This is a genomic window from Chitinophaga jiangningensis, from assembly GCF_900142605.1.
Classification (GTDB): Bacteria; Bacteroidota; Bacteroidia; order Chitinophagales; family Chitinophagaceae; genus Chitinophaga; species Chitinophaga jiangningensis.
Window position 1 is genome coordinate 192,609 of record NZ_FRBL01000009.1, and the last position, 23,661, is coordinate 216,269.

Below are 23,661 nucleotides of genomic sequence, written 5' to 3' on the forward strand. Positions count from 1 at the left end.
TTTGTGTGATAAGTTCAACGGAAACCATGACTTACGCAAACGGTTATACGAAAGATACCGTGCTACCGAAAGTATACCGGCAAACACCGCCTGACGGCATTAACCAGCAGCTGAAAACGGAAGCTGCTGCCGCCTTTGCGGCACACCGGCACGCAGCGGTTAACCGTGAAGCACTTAAAAAAGAAATACTCGCAAAATCAGGTGCGCTGATCCAGCACGATTTACCACTCCTGGTAAAGGAAACCGGTAAAACGCAGTTGAAGGGGTACGTGGTAAAGCATATCTATTTCCAAACCAGGCCCGGCGTATTTGCCACAGCCAACCTGTATATACCGGATGGCAAAGGGCCCTTTCCGGCGGTGGTGAATAGTCATGGCCACTGGCCCGGCGCCCGCTGCAGCGATATGGTGCAGGCCATGGCCCATGAGCTGGCACAGCAGGGCTTTGTATGCCTTAACATAGATGCCTGGGGCTCCGGCGAAAGAACCACGATACATGGTGAGCTGGAATACCATGGCGCCAACCTGGGGGCGGCACTGCTCAATACAGGCAACACCCTTCTGGGCATGCAGCTCACGGATAACATCCGCGGGGTGGACCTCCTCTGCTCACTACCCATGGTGGATAAAAAACGTATAGCCGCCACCGGCGCCAGTGGCGGAGGCAACCAAACCATGTGGCTGGCCGCAATGGACGAGCGTATCAGCGCAGCCGCGCCGGTAGTAAGCGTGGGCACCTTTGAATCGTACGTGATGCATAGCAACTGCGTGTGCGAGCTGCTCCCGGATGGACTTACCTTTACGGAAGAAGCCGGCGTAGTGGGATTAATTTCTCCCCGACACCTGAAAATTTGTAATGCACTCCGCGATGCCAGTCCCACTTTTCAGCCGGCGGAAATGCTGCGCACCTGGGAAAATCTGCAGCCGGTGTATGCCGCCAACAAAGCCAGTTACCAGCTGTTTAACACCACCCACGGCTACTGGCCGGAAATACGTGCAGCGGTGATCACCTGGCTGCAACAGGTGTACCATACCAACCCGCACCGGGCGGACAGTGCGCAACTGCTCCCACAGGAACAGCTAGCGGTTTTCCCTAAAGGCAAACGGGATGCGGCTGTAATGAGCACGGAAGCATTTTGCCACCAAACAGGGACACAGCTAAAGCAGCATTTACTGTCTGCCCAAAAAATAAATAGCCAACAAAAACGTGCAGCGCTGGCACAACTGCTGCACATACCGCAAACTGCTGATTTTACTAAGGCGCAGCAGGCAGGTACTTTAGGGAGATGGCAAACACTCCTGGTAAATACTACCGTAAACACAACAATTCCCGTGCTGCTGCACGCACCTGAAAAACAAGAAAACGGATATGCGTTGCTGTTAGACTCCCGCGGGAAAGACAGCATTCCCGCTGCAGTGATAGACAGCATCTTAGCCAGCGGAAAAGGCATAATGCTGGCCGATCTCTGGGGTACCGGCGAACATCGGTCGGATACTGCCACGAAGGTGGATGGTAGCCTCCCCCCTTTCCATACCCTGTCCAGATCCGCCATGTGGCTGGGTCACACCGTGCAGGGACTTTGGGTGCAGGAAATACAGGCCCTCATCTCTCTCCTGAAAAAACAGGAACATACCAGTAATATTAGCCTGTATGCCAACAGGGAAGCGAGTATTGCCGCACTGGCGTTTGCCGCGCTGGACACAACAGTCAGCGACATACAACTGAACGAATGCCCCGTAAGCTACGTGTTTGATGACCGCGTACACATCGATCATTACAACATGGCCATACATATTCCGGGTATCCTGCAATGGGGCGATGTTTCGTTGCTGGCAGCACTGAGCAACGCCAAAGTCCGCATCGCAGCACCGGTCAGCATTTCAGGTCAGCCATTTAACAAAGCAGCAGCACTTAAAATTGAAAACGAATTCCACGACATAACAAAACGAACGGGAACAAACGCACACACCACCATCAACACAGAAAACATTGCATATGAAAAATAACCGTAGAGATTTTCTGAAACTCGCCGGCCTCGCGGGTCTCGGGCTTACCGGCACCGCACTGCTGCCAGGCGAAACACTGGCGCAGGTAGCGCCCGGCAGTAAAAACCGCCTGGAACAGATTCGCCGGCAGGCCGCACGCAAATACACGCAGCGCTTTAACATGTGCGGCTATGCTGCTCCTAAAATTGACACCGTGCGCATTGGCTACATCGGGCTCGGCAACCGCGGCGGCGCCGCAGTAGAAAGAATTTCCTACCTCGATGGCATCGAAATCAAAGCCCTTTGCGACATCCGCCCGGAAAAAGCAACCGAAGCTAAAGCCCGCATCAAGCGCCCCGGCCACAATCCGCAGCTATACGCTGGCACGGAAGATGCCTGGAAACAAGTGTGCGAACGCAAAGATATTGACCTGATATACATCTGCACGCCCTGGAGCCTGCACACACCCATGGCTGTTTACGCCATGAAACAGGGTAAACACGTAGCCATGGAAATTCCCGCGGCTACCAGCATGGAAGAGTGCTGGCAGCTGGTGGAGACCTCTGAAACCACCCGCAAACACTGCGTGATGCTGGAAAACTGCTGCTACGATTTTTTTGAGCTGCTTACGCTGAACATGGCGCGACAAGGCTTCTTCGGGGAAATTGTACACGGTGAAGGAGCGTATATCCATGATATTGGCGACAGCCTGTTTGATAAAACGAAGCGCTATGACCTGTGGCGACTCAAAGAAAACGCTAAACGCAACGGGAACCTCTACCCTACGCATGGCCTGGGACCTATCTGCCAGGTGATGAACATCAATCGCGGCGATAGTATGGAGTACCTCACCTCTGTATCCAGCAACGATTTTATGCTGGAACAACTGGCAGAAGAAACAGCCGCGAAGGACCCTTCCATGAAAGAATGGGTAGGCAAGCCTTTCCGGGGTAACATGAATGTAACGACCATCCGTACACGAAAAGGTCGTACGATTATGGTGCAACATGATGTGACCTCCCACCGCCCGTATTCCAGGATTCACCTGGTGAGCGGTACAAAAGCGGTGGCACAGAAATATCCGCTGGAACCGCGCATTGCCGTGAGCCATGAAGGATGGGTATCACCGGAGGAATTTAATAAACTCGAAGAGAAATATACACCACCGATCATTCACAAACTGGGTGAAATGGCGAAGCAAATTGGGGGCCACGGTGGCATGGATTTTTTAATGGACTGGCGCCTGATCGACTGCCTGCGCAACGGTTTACCGATGGACATGGATGTGTATGACGCTGCCAGCTGGACTGCTGTAGGCTTGCTCAGTGAGTGGTCCGTAGCGAATCGCTCCAACTCCATTGACATGCCAGATTTCACCGCCGGCGCCTGGAAAACGAATAAGCCGGTAGATATTTCACTCACCACCGGCGGAACTACCACCGCACGCACCGCATCGTAAACTTTAACCTTGAATATATAATCTTTTTGTCCAATGAAAGTAATCCGATCACATGATCCGAAAGCACTGGGAACCATGGCAGGAAAAGCTGCCGCTGCATTAATCCGTGACACCATCCGCGAAAAAGGTACTGCCAACATTATCCTGGCCACCGGTACCAGCCAGTTCGAAACCATTCATCAGCTGATCCGGGAAGATATTGACTGGAGCAAAGTGAACATGTTCCACCTCGATGAATACATTGCGCTGCCGGAAACACATCCGGCCAGTTTCCGCAAATACCTGAAAGAACGTTTTCTGGAGAAAGTACCCCCATTGAAAAATGCGTATCTTGTTAATGGCGAAACCGATCCTGAAGCAGAGTGTAGCCGTTTGGGTAAGCTCATCCAGGATCATCCAATAGACGTAGCATTGGTAGGCATTGGCGAAAACGGCCATCTCGCCTTCAACGATCCGCCGGCTGATTTTGAAACCACCCGGCCTTACCTCGTGGTAGCGCTGGATGCTGCCTGCAGGCGCCAGCAAATGAACGAAGGCTGGTTTGCTTCCGAAGAGGAAGTGCCGGGAAAAGCCATCAGCATGAGTGTACACCAGATCATGCTGTCGAAGCACATCATTTGTTCTGTACCTGGCATCCGCAAAGCTACAGCCGTTAAAAACAGCCTGGAACAACCGGTAAGCAACCTGTATCCGGCCAGCATATTGCAGCAGCATGCCGACTGCGTATTTTATTTGGACGAGGAATCAGCATCTGCGCTGTCCTGAAATTGAATTCATCAAACAACCTATTCATGCAGAGAAAGTCAGCGGTGTTAGATGCCAGCGCCTTTAGTAAGAAAGACACAACGATATCCCTCCTGATCATTGGCATGCTCTTTTTTGTATTCGGTTTTGTATCGTGGGTAAATGCGATCCTGATTCCATACTTCAAAGTGGCGTGCGAGCTGAATCACTTTCAGTCATACCTGGTGGCCTTTGCCTTTTACATTGCGTATTTCGTCATGTCGGTACCATCGGGGTATTTATTGAAAGCGATTGGCTTTAAAAACGGGATCATGTGGGGTTTCCTGGTGATGGCATTAGGGGCATTTATTTTTATTCCGGCGGCACTCTTTCGCACGTACGAAATATTTCTGCTGGGGTTGTTTACCATAGGACTTGGATTGGCGGTGCTGCAAACGGCCGCCAATCCTTACATTACCATACTGGGCCCAAAGGAAAGGGCCGCCCGGCGCATTAGCGTAATGGGCATTTGCAACAAGGGAGCAGGCATCCTGGCGCCACTGTTGCTGGCAGCGGTGATCCTGAAAGCTACGGACAATGATTTGTTTGCCAGCCTGGACACCATGAGTGTGGCAGAAAAAAATGCCGCGCTGGATGCGCTGATCCGCCGGGTAATACTGCCTTATTCCGTACTGGGAAGCGTATTGGTGGGCCTGGGCCTGATCGTACGCCTGTCCCCGTTACCCGAAATCAATACCGAGCAGGAAACCGGGGAAGTGGCAACTGCCAATGCCGGCAGAACCAACATCTTCCAATTCCCCCACCTGATACTGGGCGCCCTGGCCATTTTCCTGCACGTGGGCACGCAGGTGATAGCGGTGGATACCATTATTGGCTATGCGCTTTCCAATGGCATGCCATTGCTGGAAGCCAAAGTATTCCCTTCCTATACCCTTACAGCCACGATCTGCGGCTATCTCGGGGGCATCATCCTTATCCCTAAATACATTTCCCAGCTAAAAGCATTGCAGGCCTGCACTATCCTGGGGGCCTGCTTCACTTTACTTATTATTTTTACTAAGGGAGATGTAATTCTCCTGGGGCATCATGCGGACGTATCTATCTGGTTCATCGTATTGTTAGGGCTGGCCAACTCCCTGGTATGGGCCGGCATCTGGCCGCTGGCGCTGGATGGACTGGGTCGCTTTACCAAACTGGGTGCCTCGGTAATGATTATGGGGCTGTGCGGCAATGCAATAATGCCGCTGCTCTACGGCTATTTTGCCGACCATTATCATGTGCGGGAAGCCTATTGGGTATTATTCCCCTGCTACCTGTATCTTGTATTTTATGCCTTCAGGGGTTACAAAGTGAGAGGATGGCTTTAATTTAAATGTAGTGTTATGAAGCAGCTGACGAAAATTATCAACGGAAATATTATTACCCCACAACGGGTGATCCACCATGGAACAGTGATTATTCGGGACGGCAAGATTCTGGACGTAACTGCAGGAAATCCTGAAACACCCGGTGCCACTGTGATTGACGCCGGTGGCAGGTATATATCGCCGGGCTTTATTGACCTGCACATCCACGGTGGTGGCGGGGCTGATTTTATGGATGCTACCCCGGAAGCATTTCTGACGGTGGCCAACCTGCATGCCCGCTATGGCACTACTGCCATGGTGCCTACTACCCTGACCGCCGAAAAAGCGGACCTGCTGCGTACGCTGGACAGCTATGCTGCTGCCTTGCCGTTGAACACCCGCGGTGCGGCGTTCCTGGGCATACATATGGAAGGCCCCTATTTTGCCATGAGTCAGCGCGGTGCGCAGCATCCCAAATACATCCGCCATCCCGATGCGGTAGAATACCAGGAAATACTCGATTACAGCCCGCATATCGTGCGTTGGAGCATTGCCCCGGAATTACCCGGAGCGCCGGAAATGGGGCGCCATTTGCGCAGCAGAGGCATCCTGCCGGCGATAGCTCATACCGATGCTATTTATGATGAAGTGGTAACCGCTTATGAAAGTGGATTTACGCTGGCAACGCATTTTTATTCTGCCATGTCCGGTGTTACCCGCCGCAACCTGTTTCGCCACGCTGGTGTGATCGAAAGTGTATACCTGATGGACGAGCTGGACGCAGAAATTATTGCGGACGGTGTACACCTGCCGGCAGCCTTGCTCAAACTCATTTACAAAATCAAAGGGCCGGACCGTATTGCACTGATCACCGATGCCATGCGCGCTGCCGGCATGCCGCCGGGGCCTAGTATTTTAGGGCCGCTACATGGAGGTTTAGACGTGATTATTGAAGACGAGGTCGCCAAACTTCCCGACTACAGCGCCTTTGCAGGCAGCGTGGCTACTACTGACCGACTGGTGCGCAACATGATTCACCTAGCCGGTATCCCGCTGGTGGAAGCGGTGCGGATGATGAGTCTCACCCCGGCACGTATTATGGGTATAGCCGCGCAAAAAGGCTCGTTGTCACCCGGTAAGGATGCCGACATTCTCCTCATGGACGAAAACATCCACGTGCAATGGACCATGGTAAATGGCCGTGTGGTATTTAATGCGTTATAGGCTGCCTGGCTGCAATCCTTTCCGCCTGCTTCACGTGGCGGAGGTTATGATAAATCACGACTCTCAATGTATCTCCCAGTCGTAACCGGAGCCATGGCATAATACTGATGGAGGTGCGCACTTTGGTGAGGTTGGTATGGCGGCAACGCTCCAGGATATCCAGCAGTTGTTGCTGCTGGTGTAAAAAAGTATCCAGGGTGTCCCGGTCAAGCGTTGCATGCAGCGGGTTCATGGCTTTGAGCGTTTTCATTTTGTTCGGCTTCGCTTTGGGCAGCATCATTTCAGCGAAGTAATTTCCCATCTTCCCACTCTTAAAAAGCAAAGCAGGCGTATACCTTGCCGCCTGCATACGGCGGTTTATTTCAGGGATATAAAAGTTACCGTACAGGTTCAGGTGCGCGATGCATTCCAGGATGGTCCAGCCACCGGAGGCAGGCCGGTGATGCCACAGCGTTTCGTTTTGCTGGCGGATTTGCTGCACAAAGGCGATGTTTTGCTGTGTCATATTTTCCAGTTCCGAGAGCAGTTGTTCAACAGGGATCGTCATAATTTTTTTTACAAAGGTCCCGGATATACGCATACCTGTTCTTGATTGAGATCAAGATTTTTTGAGTCGGGATAATGTTTCCGGTGTCATACGTAAATAGTTGGCGATATACTTATGCGGAATTTCCTGGAACAGCTGCGGACTCCTTTTCAGCACGCGTTCATAGCGCTCCGCAGGGGCATGGATAAGCAGGTCCTTTTCGCGCTCTACCTGTTGTAGCACCAGGTCTTCCAGGATGGTGGCCCATAGCTGCAGGTATTGCTCACTGCTACGGATAAACGTCATAAATTTTTCCTTTGGAATGATGCTGACGGTGGCCTTGCGGATTACCTGCATATAAAATTCAGAGGGCTTCCCGGAGAGGAAGCTGTCCAGCGAAACAATGATATTTCCCTGGTAGCCGAAGCGGATAATTCTTTCTTCTTCGCCATCCACTATAAATATTCTCACACTGCCTTCTTCTATCAGGTAAATGTTGGTGTCGGCGGTGCCGGACTGTTTCAGGTATTCGTTACGGCCAAGGGTGATGGTGCGGTCGAACAGATGTTGGTCGCGAAAGGTTTGTAAGATTTCTACGGCGTTCATATTTGCTTTTGCTACAGCAGGTTTACATAAATGACTGCCGGAATTCCAGTGGTGACACAGCAGTTTTGGCTTTAAACAATTTACTAAAGGTTTGCGGATAATCAAACCCCAGCTCATAGGCGATTTCGCTGACAGTCATGGTGGTGGTGCTGAGTTTTTCCTTTGCCACGGCGATTACTTTATCCTGAATATGTTGCAGGGTACTTTTGCCCGTCAGGTTTTTCAATACACCGCTGAGGTAATTGGGAGATACGTGGAGTGCGGCAGAAATTTCCGTTACAGAAGGCAGCCCTTTCTGCGACACAAACCAGTTATTCAGCTGCTCTTCCAATCGCGCTAACAGCTGATGACTGCTTACTTTTCGGGTAATAAACTGCCGTTGGTAAAACCTTTCCGCGTAGGTCAGCAGCACTTCCAGCTGGGCTACAATGATGTCCTGGCTGAAGCGGTCGATGCTGTGTTGGTATTCCTGTGCAATATGTTCGATGATGCTGAGAATGGTGGCTTCTTCTTTTTCCGAGAGAAACAGGGCCTCATTCACTGCGTAATCAAAAAACTCATATTGCTTGATCTTATTGGCCAGCGGGGTGTTCCACAGGAAGTCCGGATGGATGTAAATCATCCATCCGGACTGCTTCATATCGGCAGGGCTGGTGCCGATACTAAAAACCTGGCCCGGCGCCATAAAGGCCATGATGCCTTCATCGAAATCATATTCCTGCTGACCGTATTTCATTTTCGCAGTAAAGCCACGTTTGAGTGCGATCAGGTAAAAGTCCTGCACGATGTGCTGCACGTCGGGGAAATCGCCTGGAGGCATTTCTCCTACGTTGATCATGCTAAACAGCGGGTGTGCGGGTTTAGGAAAGTTCCTGAACTCGTGAAAGGCACTGATGGTTTTAAATCGATGTACGGCGGGCATAATACAAGTTCGTTAATTTTGAGCATATGCGGCGGCAAAATCCTTCGCAAAATCTTTGAGTTTTACTTTTCCGAATTGCGCAGGTTTATGGAGATGGTAATGTTCCGCCAGCAAGCCGCTGTGTAAGCCGGCATACATTTCCACCAGTCCGGCGGCAATTTCAGGATTCATGCCTATTTCGATGAGTCCGGCGGTTACGGCTTCGTCCGGCACGAGCTCCCAGCGCAGGTCCGGCAGGCCGATGGCGGCGCCCAGTGTAGCAGCCGTATCATCGCAGGTTACTTCTTCACTCACCACATAGCGCACATCCCTGCCGTTAAACGGCCTTACCAGTTCCTCCGCAACGGCTGCTGCGATGTCGACCGGTGCCACCCAGGGTATCAGGTCTGTGCCGGCATAGTTGGATGTTATCCGGCCTGTGCTTTTGATCATGTGAATATAAGGGAACAGGTTATAGTAAAAGGAGGTAGGGCGCATGTGCGTGATGGCTACGTCTGCTGGCAATGTATTCAGGAGTTGCTCTACATTATTGGCCCCTATGAGGATGCCGTTTCCTTTTTGGAGGTGTGCACCGATGCTGCTGAGGTTGACTACCCGTTTTATCCCAGCGGCGGCGATGGCGGTGGCATAATTACGGCCCAGCCGGCGGTAGTATTCCACCAGGTTGAGGCTATGATCGAAATAGTTGTTGGGCGGCACCATGGTATATACGGCATCTGCTCCGGTAAATACTTGTGTCAGGAAATCAACATCTTCCACTGAGCCGACGGCTGCGGTAGCGCCTAATTGTTGAATGGCCGCCTGGTTGTCAGGGTTGCGGGAAATAACGGTTACCTGGTGTCCATCTGCTATCAGGGAGGTAACGAGGGGCTTGCTGATATGTCCCAGTGCGCCTGTGATTACAATCTTCATGTTTTGTGTTTTTTGTAAAGCAAAGGTGAAGATTGTTACAGGTGTGCGTGTGATGGAATCTATGGTTGTTGTGTTGGAATCTAAGGGGTTTTCACGCAAAGGATTTTCCTTTGTCTTTTTCTCTCGCAAAGCAGCCAAGCAGGTAAGCAGCTAAGGCTTGTGTTAAGTTGGTGAGGTTTGCTTGTGGTCAGCCGAAGGCTGACCACAAGCAAACTCAGGGGAAACCAAAGGTTTCCCCTGAATTGTAGTTACATTATATCTCCACTACAAAATCTTCTTTAGCAGCCCTTACTTTTTTCATGGGTGCCAGCCAGTCTTTTTCTTTATCACCGTAGCCCAGGTACAGGAGCGTAACGGATTTGAGTCCTTGTGCGTGCAGGTCAAGCACTTCATCTACCAGTTCATTGCTGAAGCCTTCGGCAGGAGTGCTTTCGATGCGCAGTTCCGCTGCCTGTGCCAATGCCAGTCCCAGTGCGATGTATGTTTGACGGGCGGTATGCTCAAAGTGTTGTTCGGCTGTTTGGGCACCGTACATCTGTTTCAGCTTATCTGTATAAGCGTTGAATCTGCCGGCAGGAAGACCTCTTTCTGTGGTCGTTTTTTCGTATACATTATCGATGCGTTCAGGCGTATATTTATCCCATGCGGCGAATACCAGCACGTGGGAGCAATCGCGCATTACGTCCGGATTAAGCGCGCCGGGCACCAATTTTTCTTTGATGGCCTGGCTCTCTATCACAAATACTTTGAAAGGCTGTAAGCCGGAGGAAGTAGGTGCGAGTCTTGCTGCCTCTACTATCTTATCAATATTTTCTTTACTTACTTTTTTAGTCGGATCGTAGGCTTTTGTTGCGTGCCTCCACTGTAAATCTCCTAATAATGCCATGTTATATTAAAGTTTATTTCCTTACTCATGCCAGCAACACTGCTAAGAGGGCGAGTATTGCCGGTAACGCCTGTACGAAGAATATCTTCTTAGAGGCGGTTAGTGCGCCGAACATGCCGGCCACAATTACGCAGGCGAGGAAGAAGATGCGTACATTTTCTGCCCAGCGTGCGTCACTGATCAGGAATGACCAGATGAGCCCTGCCGCGAGGAAACCGTTATACAGTCCCTGGTTGGCGGCTAATCCCTTAGTAGGTTTGAAGAGTTCCGGCGGAAAGTTTTTAAACGTTTTCTTTCCCGCCGTTTCCCAGGCAAACATTTCCATCCAAAGGATGTACAGGTGCTCTATGGCAACGAGAGCAGTCAGTATTTGTGCAAGTATGAACATGGTAAATAGTATTTAACATTTGCTCTACACATAGAAAGGTGATTTGTTTAATCATCCTTTCTGCTCCCGCGCGTTATATTTTAAGACCTTATGGGCAATGCTTTTCAGCATTTCCATCTCTTCCAGTGTAATACCCAGCAGATCAAACATCTCTTTGGGAATACGCCTGGCGTTCTCTTTTAATTGTGCTCCTGCGGCTGTCAGGGATATTTCCACTACCCTTTCATCCGCTTTGCTCCTGTTACGGTTTACCAGTGCTTTCTGTTCCAGTCGCTTCAGTAGTGGGGTGAGTGTGCCACTGTCGAGCAGCAGCTTGTCCCCTAATTGGTTTACTGTTTGCTTGTCGTGCTGCCACAATACCATTAATACCAGGTATTGCGGGTAGGTAATATCCAGTTCGTCCAGAAATTTGCGGTACAACTGGATGATTTCCCTTGACAAGGCGTATACAGGAAAGCAGAATTGGTTATCGAGTTTCAGGTAATGATCAGGAACCATACAGTAAAGGTAATGAATTTTTAGCAATTAGATTGTGCACAATTTAAATGGAACATTTTATAGAGTTATAGTTTTATGATTGTTGGACATACATATTATGTTGTTTGATTACATGATACCTTCGGTGTCATGGGAGGGATTCCGCGCTGCGCGCGGGGGGCTGGTAACCTGGAAGCTTAATAAGTTCACTAAATCAACACAACTTATCTCTTCCCATACTTCAGCCATACCACCTCGTGCTCCAGCTGCTCGCAGCTTTTTAGTTTCAGCAGCTGCGGCACATAGGTTACGAACGACTGATGCACATCAAACGTAGTAGCACGGTACAATCTTCCATCCGCTACCGGTACAATCAGCAGGCTGATTTCATCGATTAAGCCTGCATGCAAAAATGCGCCATTGATACTTCCGCCACCTTCCAGCATGATGTTATTGATACCAAAATTTGTTTGAAGCTGCGATAAGGCAGCTGCCAGGTCTACCGTGTCTTTACCCGCGAAAAGGTAAGAGACCCTCCGCTGTTGCAGGTATGCCAGGTAGCCATCGCTGACTTTTTCTGTCAGCACCTGTATGATATGATCACCGCCGATTTCATTGGTGCTCCATCCCAGCTTCCCATGTGCATCAATGGCCACCGCAAATGAATCGGCGCTGGCATCTCCCTTAAATAATACCCGTTCAATTTTATCCTTTACCGGCACCGAGCCCGGCTCCTCTGCATTATCAAACTCGGCCATGGTAACACGGCCACAAAGCCAGGCATCGCTGTCGAAGGTGTTGTGGCAGTTGTTGTAAATCTCCGTATAGGCTTGCCTGGTAGCATCATCGCCCCAGCCGGAAACAATGATTCTTCCGTCTATGGTCGACATCATATGACATATAATTTTCGGGTGGTTCATTTTTTTATTTTTAGCTAACAGCCTGCCCGAAAAAAAGTTGCGGTAATCAAAAACCACCCTACATATCAATATAATCCCGTTTCTTTGCACTCCAAAACGATCAAAACCAACGGTCACATTATTAAATTAAATATCCAACCATTACCTGCTGCAATAGTCAGGGCAAACCATTCATAGCGTATTACATATGGGAATTGAGAATTACTTTTTGTTTTTGATGACGGCATCCTTTTTCATCATGATGCCAGGGATTGACACGGTTTTCATCCTCAACAAAACTATTGGCGAAGGTCGTAAGGCAGGCCTGTACTCCACACTGGGCATCAACTCCGGCGTATTGGTACATACTACTTTTGCAGCACTGGGCCTGTCTGTGATTGTGGCAAAATCAGCACTGGCATTTTCCATTATCAAATACCTGGGTGCCGGCTACCTGATTTACCTCGGGGTGGTGAGTCTGCTCCAGGGCAAAGGCCTGGACCTCAGCACACCTGACAACGAGGAAAAAAGTCCGTTGAAAAACTTTTACACCGGCCTGGTCACCAACATCCTCAATCCTAAGGTGGCGTTGTTTTTCCTGTCATTTTTCCCACAGTTTATTGCAAGGGAAAACCTGTCCAGCCCAGCGCCGTTTATTTTATTGGGTGTGAGCTGCTGCCTGATAGGCATCGTATGGTTTTCGATTGTAACCTTACTGGCTGCTACATTTTCTGAACGACTGAGCGCAAATCCTAAGTTTGCCGGCAGAATGGGAAAGGTATCGGGGGTGGTGTATATTTTGATGGGGTTGAAGATTGCGATGTCGAAGAAATAATCTAAAACGTATACCTTGCAAAAAGCGCTGTACATAAAATGTACAGCGCTTTTTTGGTTTTATCTATCTTTAAATGCCATTATCCAAACTTCACCGACGTCATCGTCAGTGACCCCGCCACGGCTTTATCATTAAAGAACGACACGGCATCTTTCTCCGATTTTAATCCCAGTGCATACATCAGCGGAAAATAGTGATCCGGCGTAGGAATAGCCAGCATCGCCTCTTTGCCGAGCTGACTGTAATTGATCAATGCTTTATGATCACCGCTTTGAATTAGCTCCTTGAATTTATTATTGATGCTTAATGCCCAGTCAAATCCGTAGTTGACGTCATTGAGCCGGTCCCACGCTACCAGGCGAAGGTTGTGCACCATGTTACCACTACCAATAATCAGTACGCCCTTTTTACGGAGGGCAAATAATTCGCGGGCCAGATCATAATGATATTGTGCACCTTTGGTGAAGTCGATACTCAGTTGCAGCACCGGAATATCTGCTTTCGGATACATATGCCGGATTACCGTCCAGGCACCATGATCCAGGCCCCAGTCATGGTCCAGCTCCGCATGTACCGTTTGCAGTAAGTCAGCCGTTTCTCTGGCCAGCTCCGGAGCTCCCGGTGCTGGATACTGTACATCAAACAGTTCCTGCGGAAAGCCGCCGAAATCGTGAATGGTACGGGGAAAATCCATGGCTGTAATTTTAGTACCACGGGTATACCAGTGAGCGGATACTACCAGCACGGCGGCGGGTCTTGGTATCTCCTCCCCCATTTTAGCCCATCTGCGACTGAATTCCGTGTCCTCAATACCATTCATGGGCGAGCCATGACCGATAAAGAGCACCGGCATCAGCTGATCGGTAGGTTGCAAATTATCTGTAAAATTTCTGAATGCCGAAAAAGTAGTCATACTTAAAACTCCTGTAAATATTGTTCTTATAAAATTTTTCCTTTCCATACCATCTCTGCAAATTCCAGCGTTTCGTTAAACATCCGGGAGTATATTTATCAGATCATTCATGCTAATATAGAAAATAAAAAGGACCCGCAGCGATGCTACAGGTCCCACCAGTATAAACAATGGATTTTATTTTAGCTTTTGCCAGAGATCACCGTTACGGGTATTCAACTGCATCAGTGTACCTGCTTGTTTCAGCTGGCCGAGCGCAGCTGCTGCTGCTTCCACGGTTATTTCACTCAGCTCTGCAAACTCCCGGGTGGTCAGTGAAGGAAACACGCCAAATAAGGCCTCCCACGACTTTTCGTAACTGCCTTTTACAGCCGCCGGTAATAGTTTGGTGATCGCTTTAATATATACCTCATAGGGTTTTACACCGTAAACAAATTCTGTTTGCCCGTTTTTATCGGAAATGAAAATTGATGGAAATCCTCTTACGCCCATGCTGCGTGCCAGCTCCAGGTCTTTCTGAAACAGAACTTCAGCAGTTTGTTCATAATCCGTTTTCAGCCTCGCGGGATCCAGGCCTGCCGTCACAGCAGCATCAGAGAGATGTTCCCATCTGGTGATATTCTTCTTCTGAAGAAATAACATCTCCCTGGAAGCCCGCAGGAAAGCAATCGCTTTCTGCTCATCCTGCAACTGTGCTGCCTTGAAGGCTATAGAAGGCGGATAGGATGATGGCAATGGATCTTCCAGCCATACATCCCCTATAATGGGCATATTGTAATGAATGCTAACCTCATCCCAGTGATGGGCCACGTCGGAAGGCTTGCTGATGCCACCGCTGTTGTAACTCCAGTCGGGCAACAATCCACCCATATGATAATTAAACTTTATATACTTTCCGAATTCCAGTTTTAATTTTCTCAGCTGCGGCTCAATACCCCAGCAGGAGGAGCAGATAGGATCGGTGAAATATGTAATTGTCAGTGGTTTTTCTTCGGTGCTTTGAATGTTTCCAGTTTGAGCGGGCTGCATACCTGGCATTTCACATACTCCGGTTGCGGGGTCACATATCAGCGGATTTTTATTACCTTCCATCTTAATTTGAGTTTGTGCATCATAGTAGAGATCGGCTGTTAGCTAATGGCCGACAGCATTGAATAGATGGCGAATACCTGAAATATCTATTGTGATCTGCACAAATGTCAGCAGTTCCATACACAAACACAATAAGTCAGATTTTTATGACTACTACCACAAATACTGAAAAAGAATGCCCGGCGCAGGCCCTGCTAAAATTGCTGGCCGGCAAATGGAAGCCTGAACTATTCAAGCTGGCGGTGGCCGGCCCTATGCGATTTAACAGTCTGCTCCGCCAGATTAACGGCGCCAACAAGCAATCGCTCTCCGTGGCGCTGAAGGAACTGGAAACGGCCGGACTACTGGATAAGATTACGGTTAGTGAAAAGCCCCTCCATATTGAGTACCACCTCAGTGAGAAAGGTAAGGCGCTGGTGCCTATCTTCCAGCAGCTGGAAGGCATGGCTTAAAGATGCAGGTTCTAATAAATTATTACCCGCGGGAGAAAGGAACACATTCCTTTCTCCCGCTTTTTTTGCGCCATAGGCAAGCTTATTTTTCGTATATTCATACATGAGCACTGATACCTCCATTTACACGTGAACAAGCCGTAGTGAACAACCCGTCTGAGCAATCATCAAAACCCACATACAATGAAAACATCCATGTTATCGGCCATCTGCATCCCTTTGTTGGGTGCCATCCTCACGTTTAACAGCTGTTCCCGCGACAGTAACGATTTGCGCACATTAGCATCTTCCCAAAAAACAACTGCCAGCACCGAACTCGTTCCTGACAGTGTGTTAAAACAGTACAAATTAACGCCACACCAGATCTATGCAGGCTTTTACCGATTTCAGGGACCATGCTATGGTCCGGGACTCAATGGTTCCAACTTCACGGGCGTGCCCGACAGCATGGACATTGTGATCCTGTTTTGTTTCCGGTCCACCTCCCCGGTGGCCGACAGCGTGCCCGGCTGGATCACCAGGCTACATGCCAAAGGCACCAAGGTGATTGTAACCGGAAACCTTGACCTGAGGCCCGGCGCCACCAACGACTCGGTGGGCTATGCCGCTACTGCCAAATACATAATGGACAGTATTGTAAACCGCTATGGCTTTGACGGGTACGACATTGATGTGGAGACTAACCCCACCGGCTCTACGTTAACCCGGATGGTGGGCGTATACAAGGCGCTTTCAAAATATATGGGGCCGGCTTCCGGCACTGGCAAGCTGCTTACTTTTGATACCAATCAAAATGGCAGCAACAATATGTTTAAGCAGGTATACAATCTGGTGGACTATGTATGGCTGCAGGCTTATGGCCGGGGCGCGTCTACTTTGCAGTCGACCTGGAACACCTTCTCCCCTTATATTCCTGCGTCCAAATTTGTTCCCGGCTTCAGCTTTTATGAAGAAAACGGTTATCCCGGCAATGTTTGGTATGATGTAAGGTACCCGGTGAATGGTACGGGCCGTGCCTATGATTATGCTAACTGGCAACCTGGCGGTGCTCAAAAAGGCGGGGTGTTTAGTTATGCAATTGACCGGGATGCACCATTGACCTCATCTACGGATAATACGCTGTACGTGCCTACGTATTTAGTAAGCCGGCAGCTGATTCATTTGATGAATCCCTGATATACAGCATCTTTCAGGAAGTCGCCCCGGGGCGACTTCCTGGAATTATTACTTAATATTTAATCACCACTTTACCGATCGTTTTACCTGACTCCAGCATTTCGTGTGCTGTTTTCAGGTTTTCGACGGTGAAGCCCTGTAAGGTGGTAGTTAAGGTAGATGTAATGGTACCGTCGTCCAGGAGCTTCGCTATGTTAGTGAGGATGTGGTGCTGCGCAATCATGTCCGGCGTGTGATACATAGGCCTGGTAAACATCAGTTCCCAGTGGAAGCTCAGGCTTTTACGCTTGAGCTGGCGGAGGTCTACAGGTTCTTTCGGATCGCTGATGGAGCCAATCTGGCCTTGTGGTTTTATTACCTTTATAATAGTTTCCCAGTACTGGTTGAGGTCTACAAAGTCGACAATAAAATCTATTTCTGTATAACCGTTAGCGTTAAGCTCCTGCTCCAGGTTGCGATGGTTAACAACCAGGTCCGCTCCCTGTTGCTTGCACCAGGCAACGGAATCCGGACGGGAGGCGGTTGCAATTACGGTGAGCCCCAGCAGCTTTTTAGCGATTTGTATGGCTACCGAGCCTACCCCACCGGCACCACCAATGATCAGCAGGGATTTACCAGCATCTTTCTCTTTTGACAGGCGGAAGCGATCGAACAGCATTTCGTAGGCGGTGAGCACTGTTAAAGGCATGGCTGCGGCTTGTTCTAGTGAAATTTTTACCGGCGCAAACCCCACGATCCTTTCATCCACGAGTTGGTATTCCTGGTTAGCACCGCCGGCACGTGTGAAATCGCCTGCATAGTACACGTAGTCACCTTTTTTAAACAGTGTTACTTCCTCTCCTACTGCTTCCACTATGCCTGCAGCATCCCAGCCGATCACTTTGGGCTCTTCGGCGATCTGGTCTTTCAGGCTGTTTTTCCTGACTTTATAGTCCACCGGGTTTACGGCTGCCGCCTGTACTTTCACGAGAATATCGTGGCCAGTGGGTGTAGGTTTAGCCGTTTCAAATAAAATAAAACTCTCTGCTTCGTTTATGAGTAATGATGTTTTAAATCCAATTGCTTTCATGACACTATTTTTAATGTACCTAAAGGTAGGGTGGAATAGTGGCTTTGCAATTGTACAATAAGGTCTATTATTTGTACAATTGCGTACAGGAAATTTTATTTAGGGAGATTATAGTGCTGCGGGAACCGGTTGCAGCAGTTTTTCCAGCATTACCACATGCTGGCAATACTGGTATAGGTTCCAGGCAGTCATCACACTGGTGAGGCAATGAATCATCTGGTTAATCTCTACTGCGAAAATCATTTCGGCATTGAAATATTGATAATCTGCGTTGATGAAAGCGGTCAGCTCCTCCTTCAACGTTTCGTTTGTTACCACACCTTGGTCTATCGCCTCCTGGAATTTCGTTTTCATTTCCGGGTTGTGCGACTCCCTGATGGCACGTAAAGCATGATGTATGGTTTCGATTGCCACTTGCTGCCCGTAGAAAGTATTGAGCAGATTGATCACTTTATTTTGCAGGTCAGTATACGAATTGGTGTGTTGGATAATGGAAGCCATTTTTTCATAATAGCTTTTCACCGTAGGATTTTGCTCGTAGTAATAGCGGAATACCTGTTTATCAAGCAGTGCTATAGCCGCCGTATCAGCTTCCTGTTCCTGTTCGAGCTTTACCTTCAGGGTGGCCGCTTCTGTTCTTTTATACCGTTGTCCTTCAAAGTCGAACGAGGCTACTTCGATTTCTGCTGCCGCAATGGCGTCCAGTATTTTGATTTCATTTTCATTTCTTCGTATAGCCGTTGATAGTTTATTATTGGCATCGTTGAAAATTTCTGCGAAGGTTGGCACAGGTGTACTTTCGATAACAGCATCCAAATCCCATTCCTGGTAGCGGGGCACGCGGTACTTATAAAAGCTTTCGAATGGTGGTGGCACCACATACGCAGCATCTTTTACTTGCCACATCGCTTCAAATTCATTAGCCGGGCACACGGTCAGGTCTTTTGTATCTACGGCTACATACACCATTTTTGTGGCGGTATGCTGCAGCGTGTTGGTATCACGGAAGAGTTGGATTGCAGGTGTTTCATCTGGTGGTACGTACAGGTTCAGTGAAGTGATGCTGGCTTTACGTTCTTCAAAAGTGGGGTGACTGGCCCATTGGTCTTTGTACACGATACGGCTGGCCTCATCATACTCCGCTAGCGCAGCAGGTATAGCAGTGAGGCTACCTTGCAGTTGCAGCTCATTTTTACGCACCAGGCCGGAGAGGATTAATTGTTGATTGTCGTATATATTCTCCGTAATCTTTTTGTCGGCAAGCATTTCATTGGCCATACCAATCGCTTTCGAGTAGGTAATGCCGCCAATGGTCACTTTCACTAATCCGCTGATGGCATTGTTACCGCCGGCCACGGCCGCGGCAATGGTATCCGCATGAAATTCCATCTCCCTGCTAAGCCCCATATATTGTTTATTTACTAGTTTATACATATCCCGGAGGATGTACTGGATACCCCTTGCGATGCTGCTGGCAACAATAGCGAAGATGGCTACCACTGCGTGAAGACCAGCCATGCTTTGCAGAAAATTATTATATCCGTCGTTTTCAAACAGCATGTTATAGATCACACGGTTCACGTTGTAGGTGAAACTGCCCAGCTTCATGCTTCGTTGGCTGAAATGCCCGAATTCATGCGCCATGATGGCTTTAAACTCGCTTATATTGACCGTATTTACCAGTCCCATACCTATAATCAGATTTTTCCGTACCGGGAGAAACATGCTCCAGAAGCTGGAGTTATAGTATACTGCTGCGTTTACATCGGGCGAGATTTCAATTTTCTTAGGAAACCTGGTTTTGGTTTCTGTTGTTAACTGGCGGATGAAAGCAAAAAGTTCAGGTTGTTCTGCTTCAGTCACTTCAAAGTTATCCCTGTCGGCCGCTTTAGAGCTGGTAAAAATAAACTTAACAACAAACACGATCACGGCTACACCGAGTACTACCAGCCCGCCCGCCACAAGGATGATGAGCCAGTTGATGCCGAGGGTGATGATGTAGATACCGGCGCTTATACTGGCAACCCCCAGCACCAGTGCGGCTGCCAGCAGCATTAGGTACACCAGGAAAAACAGTACGATGGCACTGATAACGCGGATGGTCTGTTTTCTGAAGCTGGCTGAGGGCAGCAGGATTTTCTCATCTGTTAATGCCGGCGTGGGTGGGTACAGTGGAATGCTCATTTATATGAATAATTATTTCCATGCAAAATAAGGAATTGGGCGGTAAGAAGGTATAGCTGGAAATGGGGAATTTGGCTTGATAAGAAGGCTGCTATAAAAAGTAGTCCGGCCGGTGAATCACTGACCGGACTTAACTTCAGTTCGCACTAATTCACCGTCGCCCCCGTTGCACTAATCACCGTACCGGGGTTCCAGTTATCGGTTGTCACAGGATTCGTGTAGGTTGTTTTCAGCACATTCAGCACGGTATAGCCGGCTGCTTCCGCTGTTGTAATGCGGTGGATCCAGGCGGGCCGGCCGTCTATATTTGATCCATCTCCGTTGTTGCGGTATTCACCGTAGCGGGCAGTAGACTCGTTGGCGGCATTTCCCCAGTTATTCCAGCCGGCGGTGTTGATAACGGAGGTCATGGCAGTATTGAGGTAGGCAACAGCGGCGTAAGGCCTCCAGGGGCGTCCTAAATCGGTTTTAGCACCAGCAGCGCCGCTGATGTTACATTTCAGGAAAACAAACCCATAGGGTACATAGCTTTCCGTGCTGGCTGCAGTGATGGCGGAGCCACCATAGCTATAGAGCTTACAGCTTTCAAATACCGCCGTGGAAGGGCCGAAGATAAAGTCGGTAGTACCTTCGAGATAGCAGTTTTTAAGGTATTGACGACAATTACCGCCGTAATAGGTATCCTGTCGGCCGAGGAAGCGGCAGTTATTGAATACCGCTTTATCCCCTGCGATGTAAATAGCCAGTGCCTGCCCTACCGGGCCCGAAGAATTTTCAAACGTAATATTGACCGCATAAAATCCTTCGGCGCGGATAAAGGTGCTGGAAGAGCCACTGGTACCGTAAGCGGCACCTGTAGCAGGGTTAATTTTGCTGGCGTAATTATCATAGGTGAGTTTCACCCCATTCACACTTTCTCCTACGATGGTTACATTTTTTTTGGAAGATGCCAGTGTCAGCACTTCTTTATACGTACCGTTTTTTATATAGATCACTGTGCGGTTACTGCTGTTGTCCGGTACGGCATTGAATGCCTGTTGTATCGTAGTGTAGTTGCCCGACCCATCTTGGGCTACAGTAATATTAATGGGTACCAGCAGCTCTGTTTGTGGTTTTACAGATGCTGTGGTTACCGGCGGGGTACTGGATTTACCGCAGGCCAAAAATGCTGCGGCGCATAGGAAAGCAAATAGGAAGTTACGCATACAAGTAATTGTTTAGTGGTCTGTAAATATGCCCGACATCCACGATTGGGAGGTTAGAAAGCTGGCGTAGCCTGAGGGCCGGCACCGCCGGATACTACAGCCGGTACACTGGATGCCGCTGTAAGGGTATAAGGGTAAGTGGGCTGACTTACCACGGATGTACCACCAACGGTGATGCTGCCGGTACACTGATCATAGATGTTACCGATGGTTCTGATTTTGCCACCATCCTGTTCGTAACAGGGATTGTTTACTTTATAATAGTAGTTGTTTTCGCACCACCATTTGGAGCCAGCACGTGCATTGCTGCAATAGTAGTTGCCTTCGGAGGTGAAGTAGTTATTAAAAATATGTGCGTTACCAAGTGTGCCGGAAGGCATGCGCTGGTCACATTTAGCCCCCCACCAGTTATGGTGCAGGGTTACATGGAGTTTGCCCTCCACTTCGGCGCCGGCGCTGCCCAGGATCATGGTGTAGCGGTGATCCACCTGGTTTACATAATAAAACTTACACCAGGAAACGGTGATATAATCCGCTTCAAAGTTGATGTCACATAGTCCATCCGAACAATCAAAGATGGCGCAGTGATTTACCCATACATGATGGGACCCGCGAATGGTAATTCCATCGCCGGCAGGATTGGTGATGTTCAGGTTGCTGACAATAACATTGTTAGCTCCATTTGCGATGTAAATGTTACCAACAATTTTTGCCGCTGCATTTACCCCTTGTATGGTTTTATTGGAAGCTACTTCAATTCTGCTACTAAGCATGATAGTACCTGAAACCCTGATCACATAAGGCTGTGAGGAGGTAGCGTAGGTATTTAGGTCGGTGGCGTTTGAAACGACAACAGTAGGCCCGGCGGCACCGCCAGTGGTGGTACCGTTTTCATTGCAGTAGCCTACCTGTCCGGGGAGCACCTCTTCTACCGCAGCTTTTACCCTGGATGGCACATCTGTTACCGTACTTTTGGAACAGGAGGAAAAGGAAATGGTTGTGGCACAAAAAAGACTAAGGAGCGCCATAACAGCACCTTTGCTGTAAGTGTGTTTTTTGAGGAATCTAAGTTTCATAACATGTTTTTGTAAATGATGAAAATCCGTATGTGGATGTCGGGAATTTTACAATTCAATAATTGCCATTATTACATAGGCATAAACGTTTTTCATGCTACATACATCAATACCATAAAATAATTAATAGTCATTATGACATTTAAATAAACGGACATAAAAAAAAACTGCTACACCAGTCAGCAAAAATTCATAAATCGTTGGAAAATACTACCTACGGATACCCGGGTTAAGGTATAAACTTGATCGCTGCATTTTTACGTCGGTAGTCTTCGCGGCTTACCGACAATACAATATAATAAAAAATCAGAAAGGATAAGTTTTTTTGGCGGCAGCCCCTCGAGTGAAAACACCACAAAAAGGCCGCCGTAACAATCAATGTTTACCGCATCAGGTGTGTTGCTGTCCTGATCGAGAAACCGCTGAAACTACCTACCACATTATCTCCCTGTATATTACTTTTTAAACTTACCGGCGTGGTAAATGGTCCGCCATTGATGCGTGCTTTATTGAAACTGCTCCAAAAATCATATACGGGGCGTTCCACACTTACTAAAAAATACTGTAAGGTATCTCCTACCGGCAACCTGGAAGAGTGGGTTATATGTACAGCCTGCCCGTTAATCAAGTCATCGGTACTTGGAATATACCTGTCCGTATACATAGCGCCCCAGCCAAATGTACTCTTCGACTCCACATTTTTCCAGTAGTACAGCTGTGCATTGCCCAGCGTATCCGGATCCTTGTAATGCACCATTAAACGTGCCCGCACCGTGCCGGAATCATCTTTAAATGAAGCAGTATTGGTTAAACTATCAATCCGCACCGGTTGCGGCAAGGTGGTGATGGCGGTATACTTTTTTCCCGCCGCTTCAATTTCCAGCAGGTACGACTTTCCAGGCACGCCCATCAGTGCATGTGCTGAATCGCTTACTATCCTGGGATCGAAGTATACACCCGGCACTTTTACAGACCCCAGCTCGGGAATCTTTACTTCCTGCAATTTCACTTTACTGGAGTTATCCCAGGTAAATCCTGTCCCTGCGGTATAAATGCCGGTTGTAATGGTAACGTTCGCGCCTTCAATAGGGGTATTGGCAAAATCAGCCTGATCGTAGCGCAGTGATTTACCTACGATCACATAATTATACGAACGCAAAGTGTTATTGATATAGCCTTCTACCACCACTAACGGCGGACCTGCATCCACACTAATATCTATATCCTTTTCACATGCTGCCAGCGCCAGTACAATACCCATCAATCCAATTAGTCTCTTTCTCAT

Annotated in this window: 23 protein-coding genes; 8 read left to right on the forward strand and 15 right to left on the reverse strand. The window is 48.7% G+C overall.

Translation table 11 applies throughout. From position 1 onward, the window contains the following. Nucleotides 1-26 precede the first annotated feature (26 nt). From BUB18_RS23145 to nagA, 5 genes are read left to right on the forward strand one after another with little or no spacing between them, the layout of a single operon-like run. Entirely contained in the window at nucleotides 27-2,006 is a 1,980-nt protein-coding gene (locus BUB18_RS23145) for an alpha/beta hydrolase family protein (RefSeq protein WP_073085625.1), read from the forward strand. Then, nucleotides 1,996-3,444 carry a Gfo/Idh/MocA family oxidoreductase gene (locus BUB18_RS23150; RefSeq protein WP_073085627.1) on the forward strand — a complete coding sequence of 483 codons (1,449 nt, stop codon included), beginning with the start codon at nucleotides 1,996-1,998 and terminating at the stop codon, nucleotides 3,442-3,444. The genes BUB18_RS23145 and BUB18_RS23150 overlap by 11 nt, the downstream gene beginning before the upstream one ends. Nucleotides 3,445-3,477: 33 nt before the next feature. After that, a complete protein-coding gene (locus BUB18_RS23155) occupies nucleotides 3,478-4,209 on the forward strand; it encodes a glucosamine-6-phosphate deaminase (protein WP_073085629.1) in 732 nt (243 codons plus the stop codon). 26 nt (nucleotides 4,210-4,235) lie between these two features. After that, entirely contained in the window at nucleotides 4,236-5,555 is a 1,320-nt protein-coding gene (locus BUB18_RS23160; protein ID WP_073085631.1) for a sugar MFS transporter, read from the forward strand. Between the two features lie 15 nt (nucleotides 5,556-5,570). Then, the gene (gene nagA, locus BUB18_RS23165; protein WP_073085633.1) at nucleotides 5,571-6,758 is read left to right on the forward strand and encodes an N-acetylglucosamine-6-phosphate deacetylase; all 1,188 of its coding nucleotides are present in this window, start codon (nucleotides 5,571-5,573) and stop codon (nucleotides 6,756-6,758) included. Here the strand turns inward: nagA and BUB18_RS23170 are convergent. From BUB18_RS23170 to BUB18_RS23205, 8 genes are all read right to left on the reverse strand, one after another. Continuing rightward, entirely contained in the window at nucleotides 6,745-7,305 is a 561-nt protein-coding gene (locus BUB18_RS23170) for a DinB family protein (protein ID WP_073086024.1), read from the reverse strand. The two genes, nagA and BUB18_RS23170, sit on opposite strands and share 14 nt — an antisense overlap. Nucleotides 7,306-7,356: 51 nt before the next feature. Beyond that, nucleotides 7,357-7,890 carry a Crp/Fnr family transcriptional regulator gene (locus BUB18_RS23175; RefSeq protein WP_073085635.1) on the reverse strand — a complete coding sequence of 178 codons (534 nt, stop codon included), beginning with the start codon at nucleotides 7,888-7,890 and terminating at the stop codon, nucleotides 7,357-7,359. A 22-nt stretch (nucleotides 7,891-7,912) separates the two neighbouring features. Then, nucleotides 7,913-8,812, reverse strand: a complete 900-nt coding sequence (locus tag BUB18_RS23180; protein WP_073085637.1) for a helix-turn-helix domain-containing protein — start codon at nucleotides 8,810-8,812, stop codon at nucleotides 7,913-7,915. A gap of 12 nt (nucleotides 8,813-8,824) precedes the next feature. Further along, on the reverse strand, nucleotides 8,825-9,724 hold the full coding sequence (locus BUB18_RS23185; RefSeq protein ID WP_073086026.1) for an NAD(P)H-binding protein: 900 nt from the start codon (nucleotides 9,722-9,724) through the stop codon (nucleotides 8,825-8,827). A 253-nt stretch (nucleotides 9,725-9,977) separates the two neighbouring features. Then, nucleotides 9,978-10,610, reverse strand: a complete 633-nt coding sequence (locus BUB18_RS23190; RefSeq protein WP_073085639.1) for a nitroreductase family protein — start codon at nucleotides 10,608-10,610, stop codon at nucleotides 9,978-9,980. Nucleotides 10,611-10,635: 25 nt separating this feature from the next. Beyond that, entirely contained in the window at nucleotides 10,636-10,998 is a 363-nt protein-coding gene (locus BUB18_RS23195) for a DUF1304 domain-containing protein (RefSeq protein ID WP_073085641.1), read from the reverse strand. A gap of 51 nt (nucleotides 10,999-11,049) precedes the next feature. Beyond that, nucleotides 11,050-11,496 carry a MarR family winged helix-turn-helix transcriptional regulator gene (locus BUB18_RS23200; RefSeq protein ID WP_073085643.1) on the reverse strand — a complete coding sequence of 149 codons (447 nt, stop codon included), beginning with the start codon at nucleotides 11,494-11,496 and terminating at the stop codon, nucleotides 11,050-11,052. A gap of 203 nt (nucleotides 11,497-11,699) precedes the next feature. Further along, a complete protein-coding gene (locus BUB18_RS23205) occupies nucleotides 11,700-12,395 on the reverse strand; it encodes a dihydrofolate reductase family protein (RefSeq protein WP_073086028.1) in 696 nt (231 codons plus the stop codon). Nucleotides 12,396-12,612: 217 nt separating this feature from the next. On the opposite strand from BUB18_RS23205, the gene BUB18_RS23210 reads away from it, so the two are divergent. Then, nucleotides 12,613-13,209, forward strand: a complete 597-nt coding sequence (locus tag BUB18_RS23210; protein WP_218588092.1) for a LysE family translocator — start codon at nucleotides 12,613-12,615, stop codon at nucleotides 13,207-13,209. 79 nt (nucleotides 13,210-13,288) lie between these two features. Here the strand turns inward: BUB18_RS23210 and ygiD are convergent, their stop codons facing one another. Continuing rightward, nucleotides 13,289-14,122: a 4,5-DOPA-extradiol-dioxygenase gene (ygiD, locus tag BUB18_RS23215; protein ID WP_073085648.1), complete on the reverse strand. Its 834-nt coding sequence runs from the start codon at nucleotides 14,120-14,122 to the stop codon at nucleotides 13,289-13,291. 177 nt (nucleotides 14,123-14,299) lie between these two features. Next, a complete protein-coding gene (locus BUB18_RS23220; protein ID WP_073085650.1) occupies nucleotides 14,300-15,214 on the reverse strand; it encodes a ClpXP adapter SpxH family protein in 915 nt (304 codons plus the stop codon). A 146-nt stretch (nucleotides 15,215-15,360) separates the two neighbouring features. Here BUB18_RS23220 and BUB18_RS23225 point away from each other — a divergent pair, with 146 nt between their 5' ends. Together BUB18_RS23225 and BUB18_RS23230 are read left to right on the forward strand one after the other, a co-directional pair. Continuing rightward, the gene (locus BUB18_RS23225; protein WP_073085653.1) at nucleotides 15,361-15,666 is read left to right on the forward strand and encodes a winged helix-turn-helix transcriptional regulator; all 306 of its coding nucleotides are present in this window, start codon (nucleotides 15,361-15,363) and stop codon (nucleotides 15,664-15,666) included. A gap of 183 nt (nucleotides 15,667-15,849) precedes the next feature. Then, nucleotides 15,850-16,842, forward strand: coding sequence for an EndoS/ChiA family endoglycosidase (locus tag BUB18_RS23230; protein WP_073085655.1), 993 nt, complete (start codon nucleotides 15,850-15,852; stop codon nucleotides 16,840-16,842). 52 nt (nucleotides 16,843-16,894) lie between these two features. On the opposite strand, the gene BUB18_RS23235 is transcribed toward BUB18_RS23230, so the two are convergent. The 5 genes from BUB18_RS23235 to BUB18_RS23255 form a co-directional block, all read right to left on the reverse strand. Beyond that, nucleotides 16,895-17,911, reverse strand: a complete 1,017-nt coding sequence (locus tag BUB18_RS23235) for a zinc-binding alcohol dehydrogenase family protein (RefSeq protein WP_073085657.1) — start codon at nucleotides 17,909-17,911, stop codon at nucleotides 16,895-16,897. A gap of 108 nt (nucleotides 17,912-18,019) precedes the next feature. Continuing rightward, complete coding sequence (locus BUB18_RS23240) at nucleotides 18,020-20,095, reverse strand: M48 family metallopeptidase (RefSeq protein WP_073085659.1); 2,076 nt, start codon at nucleotides 20,093-20,095, stop codon at nucleotides 18,020-18,022. A gap of 146 nt (nucleotides 20,096-20,241) precedes the next feature. Then, nucleotides 20,242-21,300 (reverse strand): pectinesterase family protein, encoded by a 1,059-nt coding sequence (locus tag BUB18_RS23245; protein ID WP_073085661.1) that lies wholly within the window; start codon nucleotides 21,298-21,300, stop codon nucleotides 20,242-20,244. Between the two features lie 53 nt (nucleotides 21,301-21,353). Next, a complete protein-coding gene (locus BUB18_RS23250; protein WP_073085663.1) occupies nucleotides 21,354-22,376 on the reverse strand; it encodes a pectate lyase family protein in 1,023 nt (340 codons plus the stop codon). A gap of 382 nt (nucleotides 22,377-22,758) precedes the next feature. Next, entirely contained in the window at nucleotides 22,759-23,661 is a 903-nt protein-coding gene (locus BUB18_RS23255; protein WP_083550647.1) for a DUF4249 family protein, read from the reverse strand.